The sequence below is a fragment of the Pseudomonas sp. SWRI111 genome (genome assembly GCF_014268555.1).
GTDB lineage: Bacteria > Pseudomonadota > Gammaproteobacteria > Pseudomonadales > Pseudomonadaceae > Aquipseudomonas > Aquipseudomonas hamedanensis.
Window position 1 is genome coordinate 1 of record NZ_JABWQQ010000008.1, and the last position, 20,260, is coordinate 20,260.

Annotated in this window: 16 protein-coding genes; 13 read left to right on the top strand and 3 right to left on the bottom strand. The window is 61.3% G+C overall.

The features are described 5' to 3' along the window. Nucleotides 1-418: 418 nt before the first annotated feature. Nucleotides 419-2,803 (top strand): DUF3772 domain-containing protein, encoded by a 2,385-nt coding sequence (locus tag HU755_RS11570; protein WP_186632617.1) that lies wholly within the window; start codon nt 419-421, stop codon nt 2,801-2,803. A gap of 54 nt (nt 2,804-2,857) precedes the next feature. On the opposite strand, the gene HU755_RS11575 is transcribed toward HU755_RS11570, so the two are convergent. Further along, nucleotides 2,858-3,868 carry a LacI family DNA-binding transcriptional regulator gene (locus HU755_RS11575; protein ID WP_186632620.1) on the bottom strand — a complete coding sequence of 337 codons (1,011 nt, stop codon included), beginning with the start codon at nt 3,866-3,868 and terminating at the stop codon, nt 2,858-2,860. A gap of 179 nt (nt 3,869-4,047) precedes the next feature. On the opposite strand from HU755_RS11575, the gene HU755_RS11580 reads away from it, so the two are divergent. From HU755_RS11580 to HU755_RS11590, 3 genes are read left to right on the top strand one after another with little or no spacing between them, the layout of a single operon-like run. Then, on the top strand, nt 4,048-5,241 hold the full coding sequence (locus HU755_RS11580) for a Gfo/Idh/MocA family protein (RefSeq protein WP_186632623.1): 1,194 nt from the start codon (nt 4,048-4,050) through the stop codon (nt 5,239-5,241). Then, nucleotides 5,228-6,310: a sugar phosphate isomerase/epimerase gene (locus HU755_RS11585; protein WP_186632626.1), complete on the top strand. Its 1,083-nt coding sequence runs from the start codon at nt 5,228-5,230 to the stop codon at nt 6,308-6,310. The genes HU755_RS11580 and HU755_RS11585 overlap by 14 nt, the downstream gene beginning before the upstream one ends. 42 nt (nt 6,311-6,352) lie before the next feature. Further along, complete coding sequence (locus HU755_RS11590; RefSeq protein ID WP_186632629.1) at nt 6,353-7,591, top strand: nucleoside permease; 1,239 nt, start codon at nt 6,353-6,355, stop codon at nt 7,589-7,591. 79 nt (nt 7,592-7,670) lie between these two features. Here the strand turns inward: HU755_RS11590 and HU755_RS11595 are convergent, their stop codons facing one another. After that, complete coding sequence (locus HU755_RS11595; RefSeq protein ID WP_186547875.1) at nt 7,671-7,967, bottom strand: hypothetical protein; 297 nt, start codon at nt 7,965-7,967, stop codon at nt 7,671-7,673. 1,028 nt (nt 7,968-8,995) lie between these two features. Here HU755_RS11595 and HU755_RS11600 point away from each other — a divergent pair. Then, on the top strand, nt 8,996-9,832 hold the full coding sequence (locus HU755_RS11600; protein ID WP_186632631.1) for an AraC family transcriptional regulator: 837 nt from the start codon (nt 8,996-8,998) through the stop codon (nt 9,830-9,832). A gap of 54 nt (nt 9,833-9,886) precedes the next feature. Next, a complete protein-coding gene (locus HU755_RS11605; protein WP_186547879.1) occupies nt 9,887-10,483 on the top strand; it encodes a LysE family translocator in 597 nt (198 codons plus the stop codon). On the opposite strand, the gene HU755_RS11610 is transcribed toward HU755_RS11605, so the two are convergent. After that, complete coding sequence (locus tag HU755_RS11610) at nt 10,480-11,250, bottom strand: AraC family transcriptional regulator (RefSeq protein ID WP_186632636.1); 771 nt, start codon at nt 11,248-11,250, stop codon at nt 10,480-10,482. The genes HU755_RS11605 and HU755_RS11610 overlap by 4 nt on opposite strands. Nucleotides 11,251-11,470: 220 nt before the next feature. Here HU755_RS11610 and HU755_RS11615 point away from each other — a divergent pair, with 220 nt between their 5' ends. From HU755_RS11615 to HU755_RS11645, 7 genes are all read left to right on the top strand, one after another. Beyond that, entirely contained in the window at nt 11,471-13,093 is a 1,623-nt protein-coding gene (locus HU755_RS11615) for an APC family permease (RefSeq protein ID WP_186632639.1), read from the top strand. Nucleotides 13,094-13,115: 22 nt separating this feature from the next. After that, nucleotides 13,116-14,042, top strand: a complete 927-nt coding sequence (locus HU755_RS11620) for a 4-hydroxyproline epimerase (RefSeq protein ID WP_186632642.1) — start codon at nt 13,116-13,118, stop codon at nt 14,040-14,042. Nucleotides 14,043-14,096: 54 nt separating this feature from the next. Beyond that, nucleotides 14,097-15,044, top strand: coding sequence for a dihydrodipicolinate synthase family protein (locus HU755_RS11625; RefSeq protein WP_186632645.1), 948 nt, complete (start codon nt 14,097-14,099; stop codon nt 15,042-15,044). Between the two features lie 62 nt (nt 15,045-15,106). Next, on the top strand, nt 15,107-16,699 hold the full coding sequence (locus tag HU755_RS11630) for an aldehyde dehydrogenase (NADP(+)) (protein WP_186632648.1): 1,593 nt from the start codon (nt 15,107-15,109) through the stop codon (nt 16,697-16,699). Then, a complete protein-coding gene (locus HU755_RS11635) occupies nt 16,689-17,954 on the top strand; it encodes an FAD-binding oxidoreductase (protein ID WP_186632651.1) in 1,266 nt (421 codons plus the stop codon). Before HU755_RS11630 ends, HU755_RS11635 begins: the two co-directional genes overlap by 11 nt. Before the next feature lie 105 nt (nt 17,955-18,059). Beyond that, nucleotides 18,060-19,109, top strand: a complete 1,050-nt coding sequence (locus tag HU755_RS11640; protein ID WP_186632654.1) for an NAD(P)-dependent alcohol dehydrogenase — start codon at nt 18,060-18,062, stop codon at nt 19,107-19,109. Between the two features lie 126 nt (nt 19,110-19,235). Further along, nucleotides 19,236-19,934: a tRNA (adenine(22)-N(1))-methyltransferase TrmK gene (locus HU755_RS11645; protein ID WP_238349982.1), complete on the top strand. Its 699-nt coding sequence runs from the start codon at nt 19,236-19,238 to the stop codon at nt 19,932-19,934. Nucleotides 19,935-20,260: the final 326 nt, after the last annotated feature.

The following is a 20,260-nucleotide window of genomic DNA, read 5'->3' on the forward strand; positions in this document are numbered from 1 at the left end:
TAAATATGTGTTTGGCCCGCAATTGCCCATGCACCGCCAAAACCTGTGGGAGCTGGCTTGCCAGCGAAGGCGTCGGGTCAGTCAGACCAGCGGTGGCTGATAGTCCGCTTTCGCGAGCTGGCTCGCTCCCACAGTGAATATGTGTTTGGCCCGCAATTGCCCATGCACCGCCAAAACCTGTGGGAGCTGGCTTGCCAGCGAAGGCGTCGGGCCAGTCAGAGCAACTGTGGCTGATACTCCGCTTTCGCGAGCAGGCTCGCTCCCACAGTGAATTTGTGTTTGGCCCGAAATTGCACATGCACCGCCAAACCCTGTGGGAGCTGGCTTGCCAGCGAAGGCGTCAGTGAAACTTTTCCGCCTCATTCGGCCCGATCACCTAACCTCATAGGCTGTGTGATCCATTCGAGCCGCCCCGCCCATGCGCCACCCATTGAAGCCGCTGTTTTTCATCGCCCTGCTGGTGTTCCTGCCGAGCGGCTCTGCGCTGTGGGCGGCCGATCTGCCGGCGCCGTCCGTCAGCAGCGCAGCGCCGCTGCCGGTGATTTCGCAAAGTGATCTGCAAGCCCTGCAGCAACGTCTTGACGGGCTTAAACAGCAAATCTCCGCCGCGAATAATTACAACCAGCTCGAAGGGCCGCAAGATCGCGTGCAGGCCTTCATTCTCGACGTCGATCGATTGTCGGCGGCGTTGTTGCCGCAGCAGGCGCAACTGGCGGTGCAGTTGGGTGTACTGGGGGCAGCCCCGGGAACGGAAGTGGCGGCCGAGCAGGCCGATATCGTTGCGCAGCGCGCAGCGCTGGCGGAGCAGAAGAGCAAAGTCGACGGGACGCTGAAGAACCTGGCGACGCTGAAGCAGAGCGCGGCGGATCTGATTACGCAGATTGCCGGGATTCGCCGCACGCTGCTGGAAAGCGAGCTGACCTTGAGCACCCGCAGCGTGCTGAGTCCGCACTTCTGGTCGCCGCTGGTAAATCCGACGCTGGATGACCGCCAGCGACTGAGTTTCTTTGTCGATCAGGTGCGCACCACCGGCGCCACCGTCTGGGCCCCGGGGCAACGCTTTTTCACCTGCGTGCTGGTGCTGCTCGCGTTGCTCGTCTGGACATCCGGCCGAAGCCTGGCTGATCGCTGGCTGACCTGGGTGTGTATCCATCGCGTGCCGGAGGGACGTTTGCGCCGCAGTGCGCTGGCGTTTGCCTCGGCGATGGCGACCATCGTCACCACCGCGATTGCTCTGCAATTACTGTTTTACGCGTGTACCCGCCATGCGCCCTTGCCGCCGATGTTGGAGACGTTTTCCGAGGAGTTCGAAAAGGTCGTGTATGCCTGCGTACTGATCACCGGACTCAGCCGCGCGCTGCTATCGACCCAGCATCCGTCCTGGCGTCTGCCAGCGATGCCCGATCCGGTGGCGCTGGCCCTGCAACCCTACCCGCGCATTCTCGCCTGCACGCTGCTGGTGCTGGTGACGCTGGTGCAGGTCAGTAACGCCACGGGCATGAGCAGCCAGATCGTGGTCGCCGGGCGCGGGGTGATCTCACTGGTGATGCTGGTGATTTTCACCACGCTGCTGCTGCGTGTCGGCCGCGTGCGCAAGGCGCTGTTGGCGGCCAACGACCTGTCGGCTGCACACAGTACGTTCGCCGGGGTGATCTACACCGTCGCCAGTGTTTCGATGTTTGTCTCGGCCATTGCGCTGCTCGCAGGCTACGTGTCGCTGGCACGCTTCATCAGTTATGAACTGGTGTGGGCGTACATCGTGCTGTCAGGTTTTTATTTGCTGATCCAGTTGGTCAAGGACGCCTGCGAACACCTTTTTTCGCCCCGGCATGCCAGCGGCAAGGCGCTCAAGCAGTTGCTCGGCATGGGCGACCGGCGCCTGGAGCAGATTGCAATCCTGCTCTCCGGGGTCAGCCGCGCGGGGCTGCTGCTGATGGCGGTGATCGCGCTGTTTGTCGGCGGCATCGGCACCACGCTGGGGCAGTTGGCAACCAACATCATGGCGATCCTCGGCGGCGCCGGACTGCGCAAGCTGAACATCGTCCCTGGTCATCTGCTCAACGCCCTGCTGGCGCTGATGATCGGCATTTGGCTGATTCGCGCATTGCGCCGCTGGCTCGACAACGAGTTCCTGCCCAAGACCGACATGGACCCGGGCATGTGCGCATCGCTGAGCACGCTGTTTTCCAATATCGGCTATGCCTTCGTGATTCTGCTGACCCTGTCATCACTGGGGGTGCAGTGGACCAACCTGGCGTGGATCGTCAGCGCGCTGTCAGTGGGGATCGGGTTTGGCCTGCAGGAAATCGTCAAAAACTTCGTCTCAGGGCTGATTCTGCTGACCGAACGCCCGGTGAAAGTCGGCGATCTGATCAGCATCAGCGGCGTCGAGGGCGACATTCGCCGGATCAACGTGCGCGCCACGGAAATCCAGCTCAGCGACCGCTCGATCGTCATCGTGCCCAACTCGCAACTGATCTCGCAAAACCTGCGCAACGTCACTCTCGGTGGCAGTGCTCAAGGCGTAGCGTCGCTGGAACTGGTGTTCCCGCTGGACATCGATCCCGAGGCTGTCAAGGACCTGCTGCTGGACACCTACCGCGAAAACGAAACCATCCTCGACAAACCGGCGCCGTTCGTGCGTTTCAGCAAGTTGTCAGCGGAGGGCATTACCTTGACCGTGACCGGCTACGTCAGCAGCCCGCGAATTGTCGGGGTGACCAAAAGCGATCTGTTGTTCGAGATACTCCGGCGCCTGGGTGTGGCCGGGATTGCCTTGGCAACGCCGCCGGCGGTGGGTTGATCGAGTTTCCCATACCGTTCACTCGCAGCCCCGGCCGGCCGAGTCGCTGTCCCGCTACCGAGCCGCCCCGCCGAATGGCGCCGTGCTGTTGCGCGGGGTCAGGGTAAACGGCAAGACCACATGCCGGGTCGCCAGTGCTTGCTTCTCGATCAGCGCAATCAACATCTCGACGGCTTTCTCGCCGAAGGCCTCGGCCGGTTGCGAAATGGTGGTCAACGGCGGGTCGCAGTATGCCGCCATCGGAATGTCATCGAAGCCGACCAGCGACATGTCCTCAGGAACGCGCAGCCCCGCCTGACGGATGCGCTTCAGTGCACCGATGGCCATTTCGTCGTTTTCACAAAACAGCGCACTGGGCCGATCGGCCAGTGCGAGCATCTTCGCGGCCCCGGCAAATCCGGCGTCGAGGCTGAAATTGCCATGGCAGACCAGCGTTTCGTCGAAAGCGATGGCGGCTTCGGCCAGCGCCGCCGCGTACCCTGCCAATCGGTCGCGGGTCAGCGGACTGTTTTTCGAGCCCTTGATCAAGCCGATACGCCGGTGCCCGAGGGCAAGCAGGTGTTCGGTCATGGCTTTGGCGGCGGCGAAGTTGTCCAGGCTGATCGTTGGATGACGTCCGCCGTGGATGACTTCGCAGGCGTTGACGATGGGTGGCAGATCGGCGTCGACTGCGACGTTTTCGAATGGATCAAAAGCGCGCAGCTGGATCACGCCGTCAGCCTGATAGGCATACACCAGCTCGGCGAATTGTCGTTCCAGCGCTTCGCGACCCTGAGTATCGCAGAGCAGCAATCGATAACCGGCGGCCTGGGCAGCTTGCTGCGCGCCGCTGATCACCCGGGCGAAAAAGGTGTTGGCAATGGTCGGAACCAGAATCACCAGATTGCCGGTGCGCCGCGAGCGAAACTGCACCGCCATCAGGTTCGGCCGATAACCCGCCTGCTCCACCGCAGCCAAAACGCGTTCACGGGTGGGCGCCAATACACGCTCGGGTGATTTCAATGTCCTCGACACGGTCGCCACCGAAACGCCAGCCAGTCGAGCCACTTCGCGAATATTGGACAAAATCACCTCGTTGTTTCACGCCGATCAGGCGCGGAGCTTACCGCACGCGACGCCCGACCGAAACGCAGTTGCTGATTGAGCGCGATTTGACACCCGGCCATTTCAAGCCTAGATTTCGACCACGATGTAACCGGTTACATCACCCATCAAACTCAGATCCAGCGACCGAGACGACCGCCATGCACACTGCCGCGAAAAAAATAAGAATGGGGTTTGTCGGAGGCGGTGAAGGTTCATTCATCGCCCGCGCCCACCGCCAGGCCGCCGGTCTCGATGGACGCTTTGAACTGGTCTGCGGCGCCTTCAGCCGCGACCGGCAGAATAATCAGCGCACAGGTGCCACGCTGGGCCTGGCCGCCGACCGCTGCTATGACGACTGGCAAAACCTGCTCACCCGCGAAGCTGCGCTGCCGGCTGAGCAACGCATGCAGCTGCTGGTCATCGTCACGCCCAATCATCTCCACGCACCGATTGCCAGCCAGGCATTACACGGCGGTTTCCATGTATTCAGCGAGAAGCCCGCCGCGCTGAATCTGGCGCAAGTGCAAGGGCTGCATACAGTGGTCGCCAGCAGCAAGCGAATCTACGCGCTGGCACACACCTATCTCGGCTATGCGATGGTCTGGCAGGCGCGAGAAATGGTCGCCAGTGGTGTCATCGGTCGCGTGCGCAAAGTTTTCGTCGAGTACCCACAGGGCTGGCTCAGCACCGACGTCGCCGGGCAAGGCAACAAGCAGGCCGGCTGGCGCGACGACCCGGCGCAATCCGGGATCGGCGGTTGCATCGGCGACATCGGCACCCATGCGTTTTCCCTGGCGGAATTCGTTGCCGGCCAGTCGATTCAGTTCATCAGCGCGATGCTCGGCTCGCATGTCGCGGGCCGGCAACTGGACGACGACGTGGCGATGCTGTTCAAAATGACCGAGGGCGCCAGCGGCGTCTTGCTCGCCAGTCAGGTGTGCGCGGGCGAAGAAAACCCGCTGAAGATTCGCGTCTATGGCGACAAGGGCGGGCTGGAATGGCGTCAGGAAGAGCCGGCCAGTTTGATTCACCGTCCGTTGAACGAGCCGATGCGCATTCTGCGTTCAGGCGTCGGCCAGCCATTGCTGTGTGCTGATGCAAGCCGGCGCATGCGCCTGCCCGCCGGGCATCCTGAAGGCTACCTCGAAGCCATGGCCAACCTGTACGGCGACCTCGCCGAGGCGATTCTTGGTGGCACCGAAGACCATCAGGCGCCGGGCGTCCCGGGCATCGAGACCGGCCTGCGCGGCATGGCCTTCATCGAAGCCGCCATCGCCAATCACCTCGGCAACGAAAAGTGGAGCGAGATCCCCGGCCACCTGACAGGAGTTGCGGACCATGAACACGGTTAAGCAAAACGCTACAGGAATGAAAGGCCCGGGGATTTTCCTCGCGCAGTTCATCGCTGACGAGGCGCCCTTCGACACGCTCGGCAACATTGCCGAGTGGGCGGCTTCGCAAGGCTACAAGGCCATTCAATTACCGACCCTCGGCACTCGCTTCATCGATCTGCAGCGCGCCGCTGAAAGTCAGGATTACTGCGACGAGCTGATCGCCGTCTGCGCCCGCGCGGGTGTGGTCATCAGTGAGTTGTCGACGCACCTGCAAGGGCAACTGGTGGCGGTGCACCCGGCCTTCGACAGCCTGTTCGATGACTTCGCCCCGCCCGCACTGCGCGGCAAACCGGGTGAGCGCACCGAGTGGGCCATCGAACAGCTGAAACTCGCCGCGCGCGCCAGCCAGCGTCTCGGACTCACCGCCCACGCGACCTTTTCCGGCGCCCTGCTCTGGCCTTACGTCTACCCGTGGCCGCAACGTCCGGCGGGTTTGGTCGAGCAAGGTTTCGCCGAGCTCGGCAAGCGCTGGCTGCCGATTCTCGACTGCTTCGAAGAAGCCGGCGTCGATCTGTGCTACGAAATCCACCCCGGCGAAGACCTGCATGACGGTGCGTCTTTTGAACAGTTTCTCGACGCGGTGAATCATCACCCGCGTGCCGCAATCCTTTACGACCCGAGCCATCTGTTGCTTCAGCAAATGGATTACCTGGGGTTTATTGATCGCTACCGCGCGCGCATTCGCATGTTTCATGTCAAGGATGCAGAGTTCCGCCCCGACGCGCGCTCCGGCGTTTACGGTGGTTATCAGGGCTGGGTCGAACGTCCCGGACGCTTCCGCTCTTTGGGCGACGGCCAGATCGATTTCAAGTCGATCTTCAGCAAACTGTGTCAATACGACTTCAACGGCTGGGCAGTGCTGGAGTGGGAATGCTGCCTCAAAGACGCCGCGCAAGGTGCCGCCGAAGGCGCGGCGTTTATTCAACAACACATGATCCGCAAGACCGCCAAGGCCTTCGACGATTTCGCCGGGGTCAGCGCTGATGCGGCTTCCAACCGGCGCTTGCTCGGGCTGGCCGACGACTGATTCATCCGCGTTACCGACATAAAAACAATACGGTGATCTGAAATGAACGTAATGAATGCGCGACTCAGCGTGATGATGTTTTTGCAGTTCTTTATCTGGGGTGGCTGGTTCGTCACCCTCGGCACGTTTCTGGCGACCACGCTCGCCGCCAGCGGCGGGCAGATCGGCATGGCGTTCGCCACGCAATCATGGGGCGCGATCCTGGCGCCGTTTGTCATCGGCCTGATTGCCGATCGGTTTTTCAATGCCGAACGCATTCTGGCGGTGCTGCATCTGCTCGGTGCAGTGTTGCTTTATCAGCTTTATCGCGCGGCTGATTTCAGTACGTTTTACCCGTACGTACTGAGCTACATGATGGTCTACATGCCGACACTGGCGCTGGTCAACGCCGTGGCGTTCCGCCAGATCAAAGACCCGGCGCTGGAATTTTCGCGCATCCGCGTGTGGGGCACGGTGGGCTGGATTGTTGCCGGCGTGGTGATCAGCTTCGGGTTTGCCTGGGATTCCCAGCAAAGCATCGCAACGGGTGGCTTGCGCAATACGTTTCTGATGTCAGCCGTCGCTTCGTTGCTGTTGGGGATTTATAGCTTCAGCCTGCCGAACACGGCACCGATGAAAAGCGCAGCAGGCGCATCAAGCCTCAAGCAGATGCTGGGGGTCGATGCGCTGGGTTTGCTCAAGGACCGCAGCTATCTGGTGTTTTTCCTCGCCTCGATCCTGATCTGCATTCCGCTGGCGTTTTATTACCAGAATGCCAATCCGTATCTGGCCGAGATCGGCGTGACCAATCCGACGGCGAAGATGGCCATCGGTCAGGTCTCGGAAGTGCTGTTCATGCTACTGCTGCCGCTGTTTATCCATCGATTCGGCATCAAGATTGCCCTGTTGATCGGCATGGCGGCCTGGGCGTTGCGTTACGTGCTGTTCGCCTTCGGCAACAACGACGATCAGGCATTTATGCTGCTGGTTGGCATCGCGCTGCACGGCGTCTGCTATGACTTCTTCTTCGTTTCCGGGCAGATCTACACCGATGCCAAGGCGCCGGAACGCTTCCGCAGCTCCGCACAAGGTTTGATTACCTTGGCCACTTACGGTTTGGGGATGTTGATTGGTTTCTGGATTGCAGGACGGATTACCGATCACTTCACGTCAGGCGCGGGTCACGACTGGAGAAGCATCTGGCTATTCCCCGCCGGTTTTTCCGTGGCGGTGCTGCTGTGTTTCTGGGCGACATTCAAGGGCCGCGATCGCGACAAGGCTGTGCTGCCGACGGCGGTTTAAACGAGGATCGTGATGCGCGAGTAAAACGAATGCCGCCGATGTTTGAGGCGGCATTCGCGATCAACGCTCATTGTTACGCTCAAGCGGTGCGACGTTCGAGCAGACGATCAGCACCGCCTTCGGCGACCCGATTGCCTTGCAGATGGTCGGAACCGTCAGAGGCGACGGCATCGCTGAACAGCGGGTCGGTTTCGGTCGCCGCGACGGCGTCGCTGAACAGACGATCGGTTTCAGTGGCGGCGACGGCGTCGCTGAACAGGCGGTCGGTTTCGGTGGCGGCGACAGCGTCGCTGAACAGTGGGTCGGTTTCGGTGGCGGCAAAAGCATTCAGTGCAAAAACCGAGAAAGCGATACCGAGGATAGTCTGGCGTTTCATGATGATGTGCTCCGAGTTGCAGTGGTTGGGTATGGAGCCGATCTTACGCCGCGCTGGAGATATGAGAACTTCATTGACTTAATGATCGTTATTGACGCAATCAATGATTGCTGCGTGCATTAGGAGCAACTTTGATCGACCTACACTAATGCTTACGTGTCCAAGCGAAACGCCTTACAACGTCGAGATCAGAAAACTTACAAATCCTATTTCTGACAGTTTTTTCAAACAAAAAAAGACCCGAATCGGTCGAAACCGAAACGGGTCTTCCCCACCAAAACGACCTCTACTTCAAGTCGTCAAAGTGGTCTCGCAGGAACTCGTAAAAGCGCAGGGCTTTCAACAATCTCCATACAAGGCTCAGCGTACGCAGCAAAAGCTTCATACGTTTTGGCCTCCAGGGCTGGCGGCCAAACCTCCAGCAAACTTACCGGACCCTGCGTGCCTTCAGCCGACTGGTTAGAGTGGCTGGTGAGGCGGCCGGTTGAAATCCCTTCGAGACATCATTCCGGCACGGGTGCGAATCCGCGTCGAAGGGCGTAAAACCTTTTGCGCCCCCAGCCAAGCCTCCCCGCCGCTCTATCAGTTGAGCGCGGGCATATTAACCTGAAAACTCCAGGGCAAAAGCGCCGCTCACGCCATTATTCATCAAACGCCGCCACACCTTTGTTAAATGTTATTTCTGACAGACCACCTTCAACAAACATAAACATGTAAATACTTCGCAGGGCTGAAGGCGCGCTTGTTTCGAAGGTATGTTCAACCGTTGCAAGGAACGGTAAAACTCCATACCATGGCAATCCTGGTTAGGGTGGCTGGTGAAGCACATGGCTTCGACCGCAAATCGAGGCTTACTAAAAAACCGCCCCGCGAAGGCGGTTTTTTTTCGTCTGCGTTTTCTCGTCCCGCCCGACCAAGACACCTTCTCTGACTTGCCCCCTCCTCACCTGCACAAATCTTCTAAACACCCACCTCCCCCAAGCGGTATTTTAAGAGCGCCTCTGCTCAACCGCCCTTGGAGTGCTCCGATGGATAAACGCAACTGGATCTCCCTCTCCCAGGATATCGATACCGGGATCGAGTCGATTCGTGCGCATTTCCGTGGGCATGCCTACGATCCGCACTGGCATGACAGTTTTCTCGTCGGGGTCACCGAGCAAGGTGTGCAGCAATTCAATTGCCGGCGTGTGCGCCACCGCAGCACGCCGGGCCACGTGTTCCTGCTCGAACCGGGGGAAATCCACGATGGCCATGCGCCGACCGAGGACGGCTTTACCTACTCGATGCTGTACCTCGATCCACACTGGCTGGAACGGGAACTGCACGCGCTGTTTGAAAATGCGCCCGCCGACAGCCACCCGGGTTTTGCCGACACGCTGAGCCACGACCCGCGCCTGTCGACGGCGATTGTGCAAGCCTTCCACGCGTTGCACGAAGGCGATCTGCGCATCGTCCGCCAGACCGCCATCGATGACCTGCTGGCGTCCCTTACCCGCCACCTCGACTGGCGCAAGCGTCAGGACTTCGACCCGCGTCTGCCACTGGTTGCGCAAGTCGCGCGCGATTATCTGCACGCGCACACTTATGAAGACATCGGCCTCGACGACCTCGCCCGAGCCTGTAGCGTGGACCGTTTTCGCCTGACCCGTGCGTTCAAGGCCGCTTTCGGCCTGGCGCCCCATGCCTACTTGATCCAGCTGCGCCTGGCCAAGGCTCGGCAGTTGCTGGCGCGCGGCGAAACGCCGGCGCAGGTCGCCAGCGTGCTCGGTTTTGCCGACCAGAGTCATCTGGGCCGCTGGTTCCGCCGCGCCTATCAACTGACCCCCGCGGACTACCGCAAACGCTGCTCAAATCTTCCAGACTGACGCCCGCCCGCTGACGATCATGGTGTCCTGTTTTGACTTTCAGGAATCTGCACCATGGCCTCGTTACTGCCCTTTCTGCTGTTCGCTTTCGTCGCTTCGATCACACCGGGGCCGACCAATATTCTGGTGTTGAGCCACAGCGCGCGACGCGGACTGATCGCCACGTTACCGATCATTTTCGGCGCCTGCGCGGCGGCGGCGTTGATCGTGCTGGTGGTCGGGCTGGGCGCTGGCGAAACCCTGTTGCGTTTTCCCCGGGTGCAGCAAGCAATGGCCTGGGGCGGCGTGCTCTGGCTGAGCTGGCTGGCGTGGCAGATCTTTCGCAGTACGCCGCCATCACTGGACCCTTCTGCCGCGCAAGAACAAGGCCTCAGCGTGTTCAGCGCGGCCATGCTGCAATTGGTCAACCCCAAGGTGTGGATGATGGCCGTAGCGGTAGTCAGTGTGTTTGTCGGCGGCGGTGACAAAACGCTGCGGCTGCTCGTGTTGTCGCTGGCGTTTCTGCTGGTGTCGTTGCCGTGCATGACGCTGTGGGCGTTGCTCGGTGTGGGCAGCGCGCGGTTGCTCAGCTCAGCGCAGGCGTTCAAGCGCATGAACGCGGTTTTGGCCGTTCTCCTGCTGCTCTCCGCTTGGCTGGCCGTGTTGGTCTAATGACCGGTGGCGTGGCGATACTCGCGCGGCGTAAAGCCGGTCGACGCCTTGAACTGACGGGTGAAAGCGCTGTGATCGGTGTAACCGCATTGCAGCGCAACCTCCGTAATCGGCAAGTCGCTGTGCAGCAATCGATGCGCGTGTTCCAGACGAACCTTCTGGATCATTTGCCGTGGCGTCAGGTGGAATACCCGCTTGCAGTAGCGCTCCAGTTGCGCCACGGAAATACCGGCGATCCGTGTCAGTTCACCGAGGGTCACGCGCCGGTTGAAGTTAGCGCGGATGTGCGCGTCGACAGCGGCCAGTCGCTCGAACGCCGGATGGGTTTCAGTGGCTGATTGCAGATCCACTGAAATCCCCGCCAAGCCGATGATCACTCCCTCACGGTTATAGATCGGTCGTTTGTGGGTCAAACACCAGCCCGGTTCGCGGCTACCGTACAAATGCAGTTCGAGCTGATCCTCCAGCACAAAACCTTCCTCCAGCACTTTACGATCCTGCTCGGTATAGCCCGGCCCCAATTGCGCCGGGAACACTTGTGCGCTGGTCTTGCCGAGCAACGGACGCAAGTCCTTCAGGCCGCAACGCTGCACCAGCGTGCGGTTGGCCAGCACATAGCGCGCTTGCAAATCCTTGATGAAAATCGCCGCGTTGGGGATCACATCGAGTATCGGCAACAGCGGCGCGACGCTGATGACCATCTCTTCGAGGGTCTGCGGCCGCAGGCCGTCAGCACCTTGGCACAGGATCGAAAATCCAGGCTGCATCTAAACCATCCCCCTTGCGATGAACCGCCGGAAAAGCGTCCGCGAGCAGATTGCAGCAACGTCGGCGCGCTGTCGAGGCCGCCCATTCGTCGCGGCGATTGTGCTGATTTCGTCATCGATCGCTGTGCAAAACATCAATCGCCGTCATGTCGATCGGTTCAAAGTCTGGCTGTCCCGGTGACACAACTGCCTATCCAATAACTCACAAGAAGGCGATGCCATGTCAGGCCAAGGCAAGTTCAAAAAACAGCTTTCACTGATCGACCTCACATTTATCGGACTCGGAGCGATCTTCGGTTCCGGCTGGCTGTTCGCGGCCAGCCATGTGTCCGCCATCGCCGGGCCAGCGGGGATTTTCTCCTGGCTGCTGGGCGGTTTCGCCGTATTGCTGCTGGGCATCGTTTATTGCGAATTGGGCGCGGCATTGCCCCGTGCCGGCGGTGTGGTGCGCTACCCGGTGTATTCCCACGGGCCGTTGCTCGGTTATCTGATGGGTTTCATCACCCTGATTGCCTTTTCCAGTCTGGTCGCGATCGAAGTGGTTGCCTCGCGCCAATATGCGGCGGCGTGGTTTCCCGACCTGACCAAGGCCGGCAGCAACGATCCGACGATCCTCGGTTGGCTGGTGCAGTTCGGCCTGCTCTGTGTGTTTTTCTTTCTCAACTATCGCAGCGTGAAGACCTTCGCCAAAGCCAACAACCTGGTGAGCGTTTTCAAGTTCATCGTGCCGTTGCTGGTGATCGGTGTGCTGTTCACCTTCTTCAAACCCGAGAACTTCCAGGTGCAAGGCTTCGCCCCGTTCGGTCTGTCAGGCGTCGAGATGGCGGTCTCGGCCGGCGGGATTATCTTTGCCTACCTGGGCCTGACGCCGATCATTTCGGTGGCCAGCGAGGTGAAAAATCCGCAGCGCACCATTCCCATCGCGCTGATTCTTTCGGTGCTGTTGTCGACCTTGATTTACGTGCTGCTGCAAATGGCGTTTCTCGGCAGCATCCCCACCGAAATGCTCGCCAACGGCTGGGCCGGCATCAGCAAGGAATTCGCCCTGCCTTATCGCGACATCGCCCTGGCGCTCGGTGTGGGCTGGCTGGCGTGGCTGGTGGTTGCCGACGCGGTGATCTCGCCGAGCGGCTGCGGCAACATTTACATGAACGCTACGCCGCGCGTGATCTACGGCTGGGCACAGACCGGGACGTTTTTCAAAGTCTTCACCCGCATCGACGAAAAGTCCGGCATTCCGCGCCCAGCGCTGTGGCTGACCTTCGCCCTGTCGGTGTTCTGGACCCTGCCGTTTCCGTCGTGGGAAGCGCTGATCAATGTGGTTTCCGCGGCACTGGTGCTGAGCTACGCCGTGGCGCCCGTGTCGGTCGCCGCGCTGCGTCGCAATGCGCCGGACATGCCACGCCCGTTCCGGGTCAAGGGCATGGGCGTGCTCGGACCGGTGTCGTTCATCATCGCCGCGCTGATCGTCTATTGGTCGGGCTGGAACACCGTGTCGTGGCTGCTTGGCCTGCAAATCCTGATGTTTGTGTTGTATCTGCTCTGCGGCCGTTTCGTGCCGACCGCTCACCTGAGTCTGGCGCGTCAAGTGCGTTCGTCGGCGTGGCTGATCGCCTTCTACGCCGTGACCATCGTGCTGTCGAAACTCGGCACCTTCGGCGGACTGGGCATCCTCGCTCATCCGTTCGACACGATCGTCGTCGCCGCTTGCGCCACCGGGATTTATTACTGGGGCGCGGCGACCGGTGTGCCAGCGCACCTCTTGCGTCTGGACGAGGACGACGAAAGCGAAGCCGCCATGCCCTCCGCCACTGTCAATACACGCCCTGCCGGCGCCTACTGAATTCACCCAACGGGACATGTTCATGAAACGAGTACACGTGATTGATTCCCACACCGGCGGCGAACCGACGCGCCTGGTGATGAGCGGCTTCCCCGAGCTGCCCGGCAACAGCATGGCCGAGCAGCGCGATGTTCTGCGCAACCAGCACGATCAGTGGCGCCGCGCCTGTCTGCTGGAGCCGCGCGGCAACGACGTGTTGGTCGGCGCGCTGTATCGCGCGCCAGTGTCGCCGGACGCCACGTGCGGGGTGATTTTTTTCAACAACGCCGGCTATCTGGGCATGTGCGGCCACGGCACCATCGGCCTGATCAATTCATTGCACTATCTGGGACGGATCGCACCGGGGGTGCACAAGATCGACACACCGGTCGGTCAGGTCAGCGCCACATTGCATGACGACGGTTCGGTCACTCTGGGCAACGTGCCCGCCTGGCGTTATCGCAAACAAGTCCCGGTGGACGTGCCCGGATTTGGCCGCGTGGTCGGAGATATCGCCTATGGCGGCAACTGGTTTTATCTGGTCTCCGAGCATGGCCAGACCTTGCACATGGACAACGTCGAACACCTGACGGCATACACCTGGGCGATGCTCAAAGCGCTGGAAGACCAGGGCATTCATGGCGAAGACGGCGCGGTCATCGACCACATCGAACTGTTCGCCGACGACGCCAGCGCCGACAGCCGCAACTTCGTCATGTGCCCCGGCAAAGCCTACGACCGCTCACCGTGCGGCACCGGCACCAGCGCCAAACTCGCATGCCTGGCCGCCGACGACAAACTGCAACCCGGCGCGCCGTGGGTACAGGCGAGCATCACCGGTAGCCAGTTCGAAGGCCGCTTTGAATGGGAAGGCGAGCGCATCCGCCCGTTCATCACCGGCCGCGCCTACATGACCGCCGACAGCACCCTGTTGATCGACGAAAGCGACCCGTTCGCGTGGGGCATCTGAGCCGCCGCGCCGATCTTTCACCTCGAATAAAACCAAATGCCAAGGAGTTAGAACATGAGCGACAACATTTTCACCGGTTGCATGCCGGCCCTGATGACCCCGTGCACGGCCCAGCGTAAACCCGACTTTGATGCGCTGGTGACCAAGGGTCGCGAGTTGATCGATACCGGCATGAGCGCCGTGGTTTATTGCGGCTCCATGGGCGACTGGCCGTTGCTCACCGAGGCCGAGCGCCAGGAAGGCGTGGCGCGGCTGGTAGCCGCCGGGGTGCCGACCATAGTCGGCACTGGCGCGGTGAACACCCGTGAGGCGGTGTCTCACGCAGCCCATGCAGCGAAAGTCGGCGCGCAAGGCTTGATGGTCATTCCGCGTGTGCTGTCCCGTGGGGCTTCGGCGACGGCGCAAAAGGCTCACTTTGCCGCCATTCTGCAAGCCGCACCGAACTTGCCGGCAGTGATTTACAACAGCCCTTACTACGGCTTCGCCACCCGCGCCGATCTGTTTTTCGAACTGCGCCGCGAGTACCCGAACCTGATCGGCTTCAAGGAATTCGGCGGTGCTGCGGATTTGCGTTACGCGGCAGAAAACATCACCTCCAAGGATGACGACGTGACGCTGATGGTCGGCGTCGACACCCAAGTGGTGCACGGTTTCGTCAACTGCAACGCCACCGGCGCCATCACTGGCATCGGCAACGCCCTGCCGCGCGAAGTGCTGCAACTGGTGGCCCTGAGCAAGCAAGCGGCGCAAGGCGATGCCAAGGCACGACGTCAGGCGCGGGAACTGGAATCGGCGCTGGCGGTGCTGTCATCGTTCGATGAAGGTTGTGATCTGGTGCTGTATTACAAGCACCTGATGGTGCTCAACGGGGACAAGGAATACACCCTGCACTTCAACGAGACCGACACGTTGAGCGACTCGCAACGGCGCTACGCCGAGAAGCAGTATTCGCTGTTCCGTCACTGGTACGAAAACTGGTCGGCCGAACAGAACTTCGCCTGACCGCGACCTGCCGTGGAGCATCACGATTCGCGGCAGGCCCCCTCTTTTCACAGGAAGACACCATGACTTTGACGGGCAATTTGCTGATCGGCCAACAATCGGTGGCGGGCGAACGCCAAGCCGTCTACGGGATCAACCCGGCGACCAACCAGACACTGGAACCGGCCTATGCCGGCGCGTCGACCGAGCAGGTTGAACAAGCCTGCGCGCTGGCCTGGGCAGCGCAAGACGCCTATCGCGAAACCAGCCTTGCTGCCCGTGCCGAATTTCTTGAATGCATTGCCGGGCACATCGAGCTGCTTGGCGATGAACTGATCGAGCGCGCCCACGCCGAAACCGGCCTGCCCCAGGCACGTCTTCAGGGCGAGCGCGGCCGCACTTGCCAGCAACTGCGCCTGTTCGCCCGAACGGTGCGCGCCGGTGAGTGGCTCGATGTGCGCGTCGACACGGCGCAGCCACAACGCCAGCCGCTGCCGCGCTCGGACCTGCGGCAACGGCAGATTGCACTGGGGCCAGTGGCGATGTTTGGCGCGAGCAACTTTCCGCTGGCCTTTTCCGTGGCCGGCGGTGATACCGCCTCGGCGCTGGCCGCCGGTTGCCCGGTGATCGTCAAGGCCCACAGCGCGCATCCCGGTACCAGCGAACTGGTGGGCCGCGCGGTCGCCCGAGCGATCAAGGACTGCGCGTTGCCCGAGGGCGTATTTTCATTGCTGTTCGATTCCGGTTATCAGGTGGGCATTGCGCTGGTCAGCGACTGGCGCATCAAAGCCGCAGGCTTCACCGGCTCGCGCACCGGCGGACTGGCCTTGATGCAAGCGGCGCAAGCGCGGCTGGAGCCGATTCCGGTGTACGCGGAAATGAGTTCGATCAACCCGGTGCTGCTGTTTCCGGCAGCCCTGCACAATCGGGCGCAGGCGCTGGCCGAAGGGTTTGTCGCATCGCTGACGCTGGGCGCCGGGCAGTTCTGTACCAATCCAGGATTACTGATCGCCCAAAAAGGCCCGGCGCTGGATGCGTTTCTCCGCGCGGTGAGCGAACTGATTCCCCACAGCGCGGCGCAAACCATGCTGACGCCGGGCATTTTCAGCGCCTATGCAGCGGGCGTGACGGCGTTGCAGGACAATCTCCGCGCACGCACGGTCGCCGCGGGTCAAACCGGCAGCGGTCCGAACCGGTGTCAGGCACATGTCTTCATCACCGACGCCGTCGATTTTCTCGCCGATCATCGCCTGCACGCCGAAACCTTCGGCGCCGCCTCGCTGGTGGTGCAATGCAGCAATAACGAAGAAATCCGTCAGGTCTGCGAACACTTAGAAGGTCAACTGACCGCGACTTTGCACGTGGATGACGCTGACCTTGCTCTGGCCCGCACATTGCTGCCGACCCTGGAACGCAAGGCCGGGCGCCTGCTGGTCAACGGCTGGCCGACCGGTGTCGAAGTGTGCGATGCCATGGTTCACGGCGGGCCTTATCCGGCAACATCCGACGCGCGGACCACGTCGGTCGGCACTGCCGCGATCCAGCGATTCCTGCGGCCGGTGTGCTATCAGGATTTCCCCGACAAGTTGTTGCCCACGGCGCTGCAAAAAACCAATCCGCTGCACCTGCGGCGCTTGCTCGACGGCCAACGGGAAGACGCAAGCCATGGCGAATAACCTTTCGCACGACATCGCTGTGGTCGGCGCCGGGATCATCGGCGTGGCTTGCGCACTGCGTCTCGCGCAGCAGGGCCTGCGCGTGGTAGTCATCGATCAGCAGGCGCCCGGCCATGGTGCCTCGTTCGGCAATGCCGGGCATCTGGCGACCGAACAGGTGTTTCCGATTGCCGACGTGTCAATCCTTAAACGCTTGCCGGCCATACTCATGGACCCGATGGGGCCGCTGCGCCTGGACTGGAAATACCTGCCGCGCGCCTTGCCGTGGTTCACGCGGTTGTTGCTGAACCTACGTCCTGAGCCTTTCCGGAAAACCGTCGCAGGCTTGCGTGCACTCAACGAAAGCAGCCTCGACGCGTGGCAGCAGTTGCTCGCTGATATTCAGCGTCCCGATCTGCTCAAGGTCGACGGCTCGTTGCTGGTCTTCGAACGTGCCGAGTCGCGCCAGGCCATTGAAGCGCTTCAGACACGTTTGCGTCAGCAACAGGTCCCGATCGATTACTGGCGGGCCGAGTCGATACGCGAGACCGCGCCGCAGCTCAGCGAGCGGGTTCAAGGCGGCTTGTTTTTCCCGCGCACCGGGCATTTCCTCGATCCATACCAAGTCGTCGTCGCATTGGTCGAAGCGGCCAGGGCCTGTGGCGTAGGATTCGTCCAGCAGCAGGTTCAGGGCGGTTATGTTCAGGAGAGCGGTGTGGCGTTGCTTACCGGATCCGGAGAGCTGAAGGCGCGCCGCGTGTTGATCGCTTGTGGCGCTCATTCGGCGAAACTCACCGCCGCATTAACAGGCAAGAACGTGCCGCTGGACACCGAGCGCGGCTATCACCTGATGCTGCCCAGGGAACATCACCGGCTGCCCTTCCCCGTCACCTCGCTGGAACGCAAGTTCATCATGACGCCGATGAGCGAAGGCCTGCGCCTCGCGGGTACGGTCGAGTTCGCCGGGCTTGAACGACCCGCAAACATGGCGCGCGCCTGGCAGTTGCAGCGCTTGAGTCAAGGCCTGTTTCGCAACGACCTGAACGCTGACGGCGCTACCCCGTGGATGGGTTTTCGCCCGTCGCTGCCGGATTCGCTTCCGGTCATCGACCAGGTCTGCAATGGCAAAGTGTTGCTTGCGTTTGGGCATCAGCACCTGGGGCTGACGCAGGCGGCGGTGACGGCGCAGATGGTGGCGCGGCTGGTTTCGCCGACGCTGCCCAGCCAGCTCATCGACTTGCCCGATATCGCGCCTTACGCGCTGGATCGATTCTGACAGCGGTTTCACAGAATCAGGCAAACATTCCACAGAAATGCACAATGGCGCGTTCGAACATAAGGGCCACAATAAACATCCGACCAACCCATGGAGGATGCTCCGATGCTCGTACAAGCCTACGGCGCCAACGCTGGCGACAAACCCCTTGAGCCGATGCAGATCAACCGCCGCGCACCGGCCGCTCACGATGTGCAGATCGACATTGCCTTTTGCGGCATCTGCCATTCGGACTTGCATCAGGTGCGCGCGGAATGGGCCGGCACGCAGTTTCCTTGCGTTCCCGGTCATGAAATCGTCGGTCGCGTGTCAGCCGTCGGCACGCACGTCAAGGACTACAAGGTTGGCGATCTGGTCGGTGTCGGCTGCATCGTCGATAGCTGCAAACACTGTGACGATTGCGAATCCGGGCTGGAAAACTACTGCGACGGCATGATCGGCACCTACAATTTCCCGACCCCGGACGCACCGGGCTGGACGCTCGGCGGCTATTCGCAAAACATCGTCGTGCACGAGCGTTATGTCTTGCGCATCCGTCATCCCGAGGCGCAACTGGCCGCCGTCGCGCCGCTGCTCTGCGCAGGCATCACCACCTATTCGCCACTGCGCCAGTGGAACGCCGGCCCCGGCAAGAAAGTCGGCGTGGTCGGCATCGGTGGATTGGGCCACATGGGCATCAAACTGGCTCACGCCATGGGCGCCCATGTCGTTGCGTTCACCACCTCCGAGTCCAAGCGTGAAGCGGCCAAGGCGCTGGGGGCGGACGAAGTCGTGGTGTCGCGCAATGCCGACGAAATGGCGGTACACACCAAGAGCTTCGACATGATCCTCAATACGGTTGCAGCACCGCACGATCTCGACGCCTTCCTCGTCCTGCTCAAGCGCGATGGCGCGCTGACGCTGGTCGGTGCGCCCGCCTCGCCGCACCCGTCGCCGAACGTGTTCAACCTGATCATGAAGCGCCGCACCATCGCCGGTTCGATGATCGGCGGCATTCCCGAGACCCAGGAGATGCTCGATTTCTGTGCCGAGCACGGCATCGTTTCCGACATCGAGCTGATCCGCGCCGATCAAATCAACGAGTCCTACGAGCGCATGCTCAAGGGTGATGTGAAATACCGCTTCGTCATCGACAACGCAACGCTCGCGGGCTAAACGCAAACGCCCATCGGCAGCGCCGTGCTGCCGCTGGGCAAGCGATTCCATCGGCGCGATTTGACAGCGCCGGCGTTGCTCGCCAGAGTCGCACCCCTTTTTCCGCCGCCGGTGAAGGGGTTGCCGTTGAACCAACAGACATTGTCCATGCGCCTTGAGCGCGTCGCTGCCCACGTGCCGCTTGGCGCGCGGCTGGCCGATATCGGCTCGGACCACGCTTACCTGCCGGTGGTCCTGATGCGCCGCGGGATGATTGCCGCGGCGGTGGCTGGCGAGGTCGCTCCGACGCCCTTCCATGCAGCGCAACGCACCGTGAACGACAACGATCTGCACAGCCGAATCAGCGTGCGCCTGGCCGATGGCCTGGCGGCGTTCAGACCTGAAGACGCCATCAGCGCCATCACCCTCTGCGGCATGGGTGGCGAAACCATCCGCGACATTTTCAACAGCGGCAAAGCCCGACTCAGCGGCCACGAACGGCTGATTCTGCAACCTAACGGCGGCGAGCAACCGCTGCGTCAGTGGCTGATGGATAACGGCTACCGGATCGTTTGCGAAGAGGTGCTGCATGAGGACCGCTTCGACTATGAAATCATTGTTGCCGAGCGTGCCGCCGAGCCGCTGACTTACAGCGCCGAAGAATTGTATTTCGGCCCTGTACAACTGCAGGAGCGCAGCCCGGCGTTTCTACAAAAATGGCGACGCAAGCTACTTCAGCGACAGAAGACCTTGAGCCAACTTACCCACGCGCAACAGGCACTACCGCAGGCCAAAGTGCAGGCGATCAGCCAAGAGGTGCAGTGGATCAGCAAGTTGCTCGGGTGACTGTGCGGCCGTCTTCGCGAGCAGGCTCGCTCCCACAGGAAATTGCGTTTTTCCTGACGAAACACGGTCAACTGTGGGAGCGAGCCTGCTCGCGATGGCGTCGGCACGCGCAGCATTTTCATTGCCTGGTCCAGAGCTATCGCGAGCAGGCTCACTCCTACAGGTGACCGTGTTTCGTCATCCGGAAAAACAAAAAACCGATGTACGGCGCGGCCGGGGACATCTCTTTCAATTCTCGCACCAGCGGCGACCCATTGACATGCTCGACGGTTTCTCCGCCGGAACGACGCCATGCTATGCTCCGATGGAGAAAAAGAGGGGTTAAA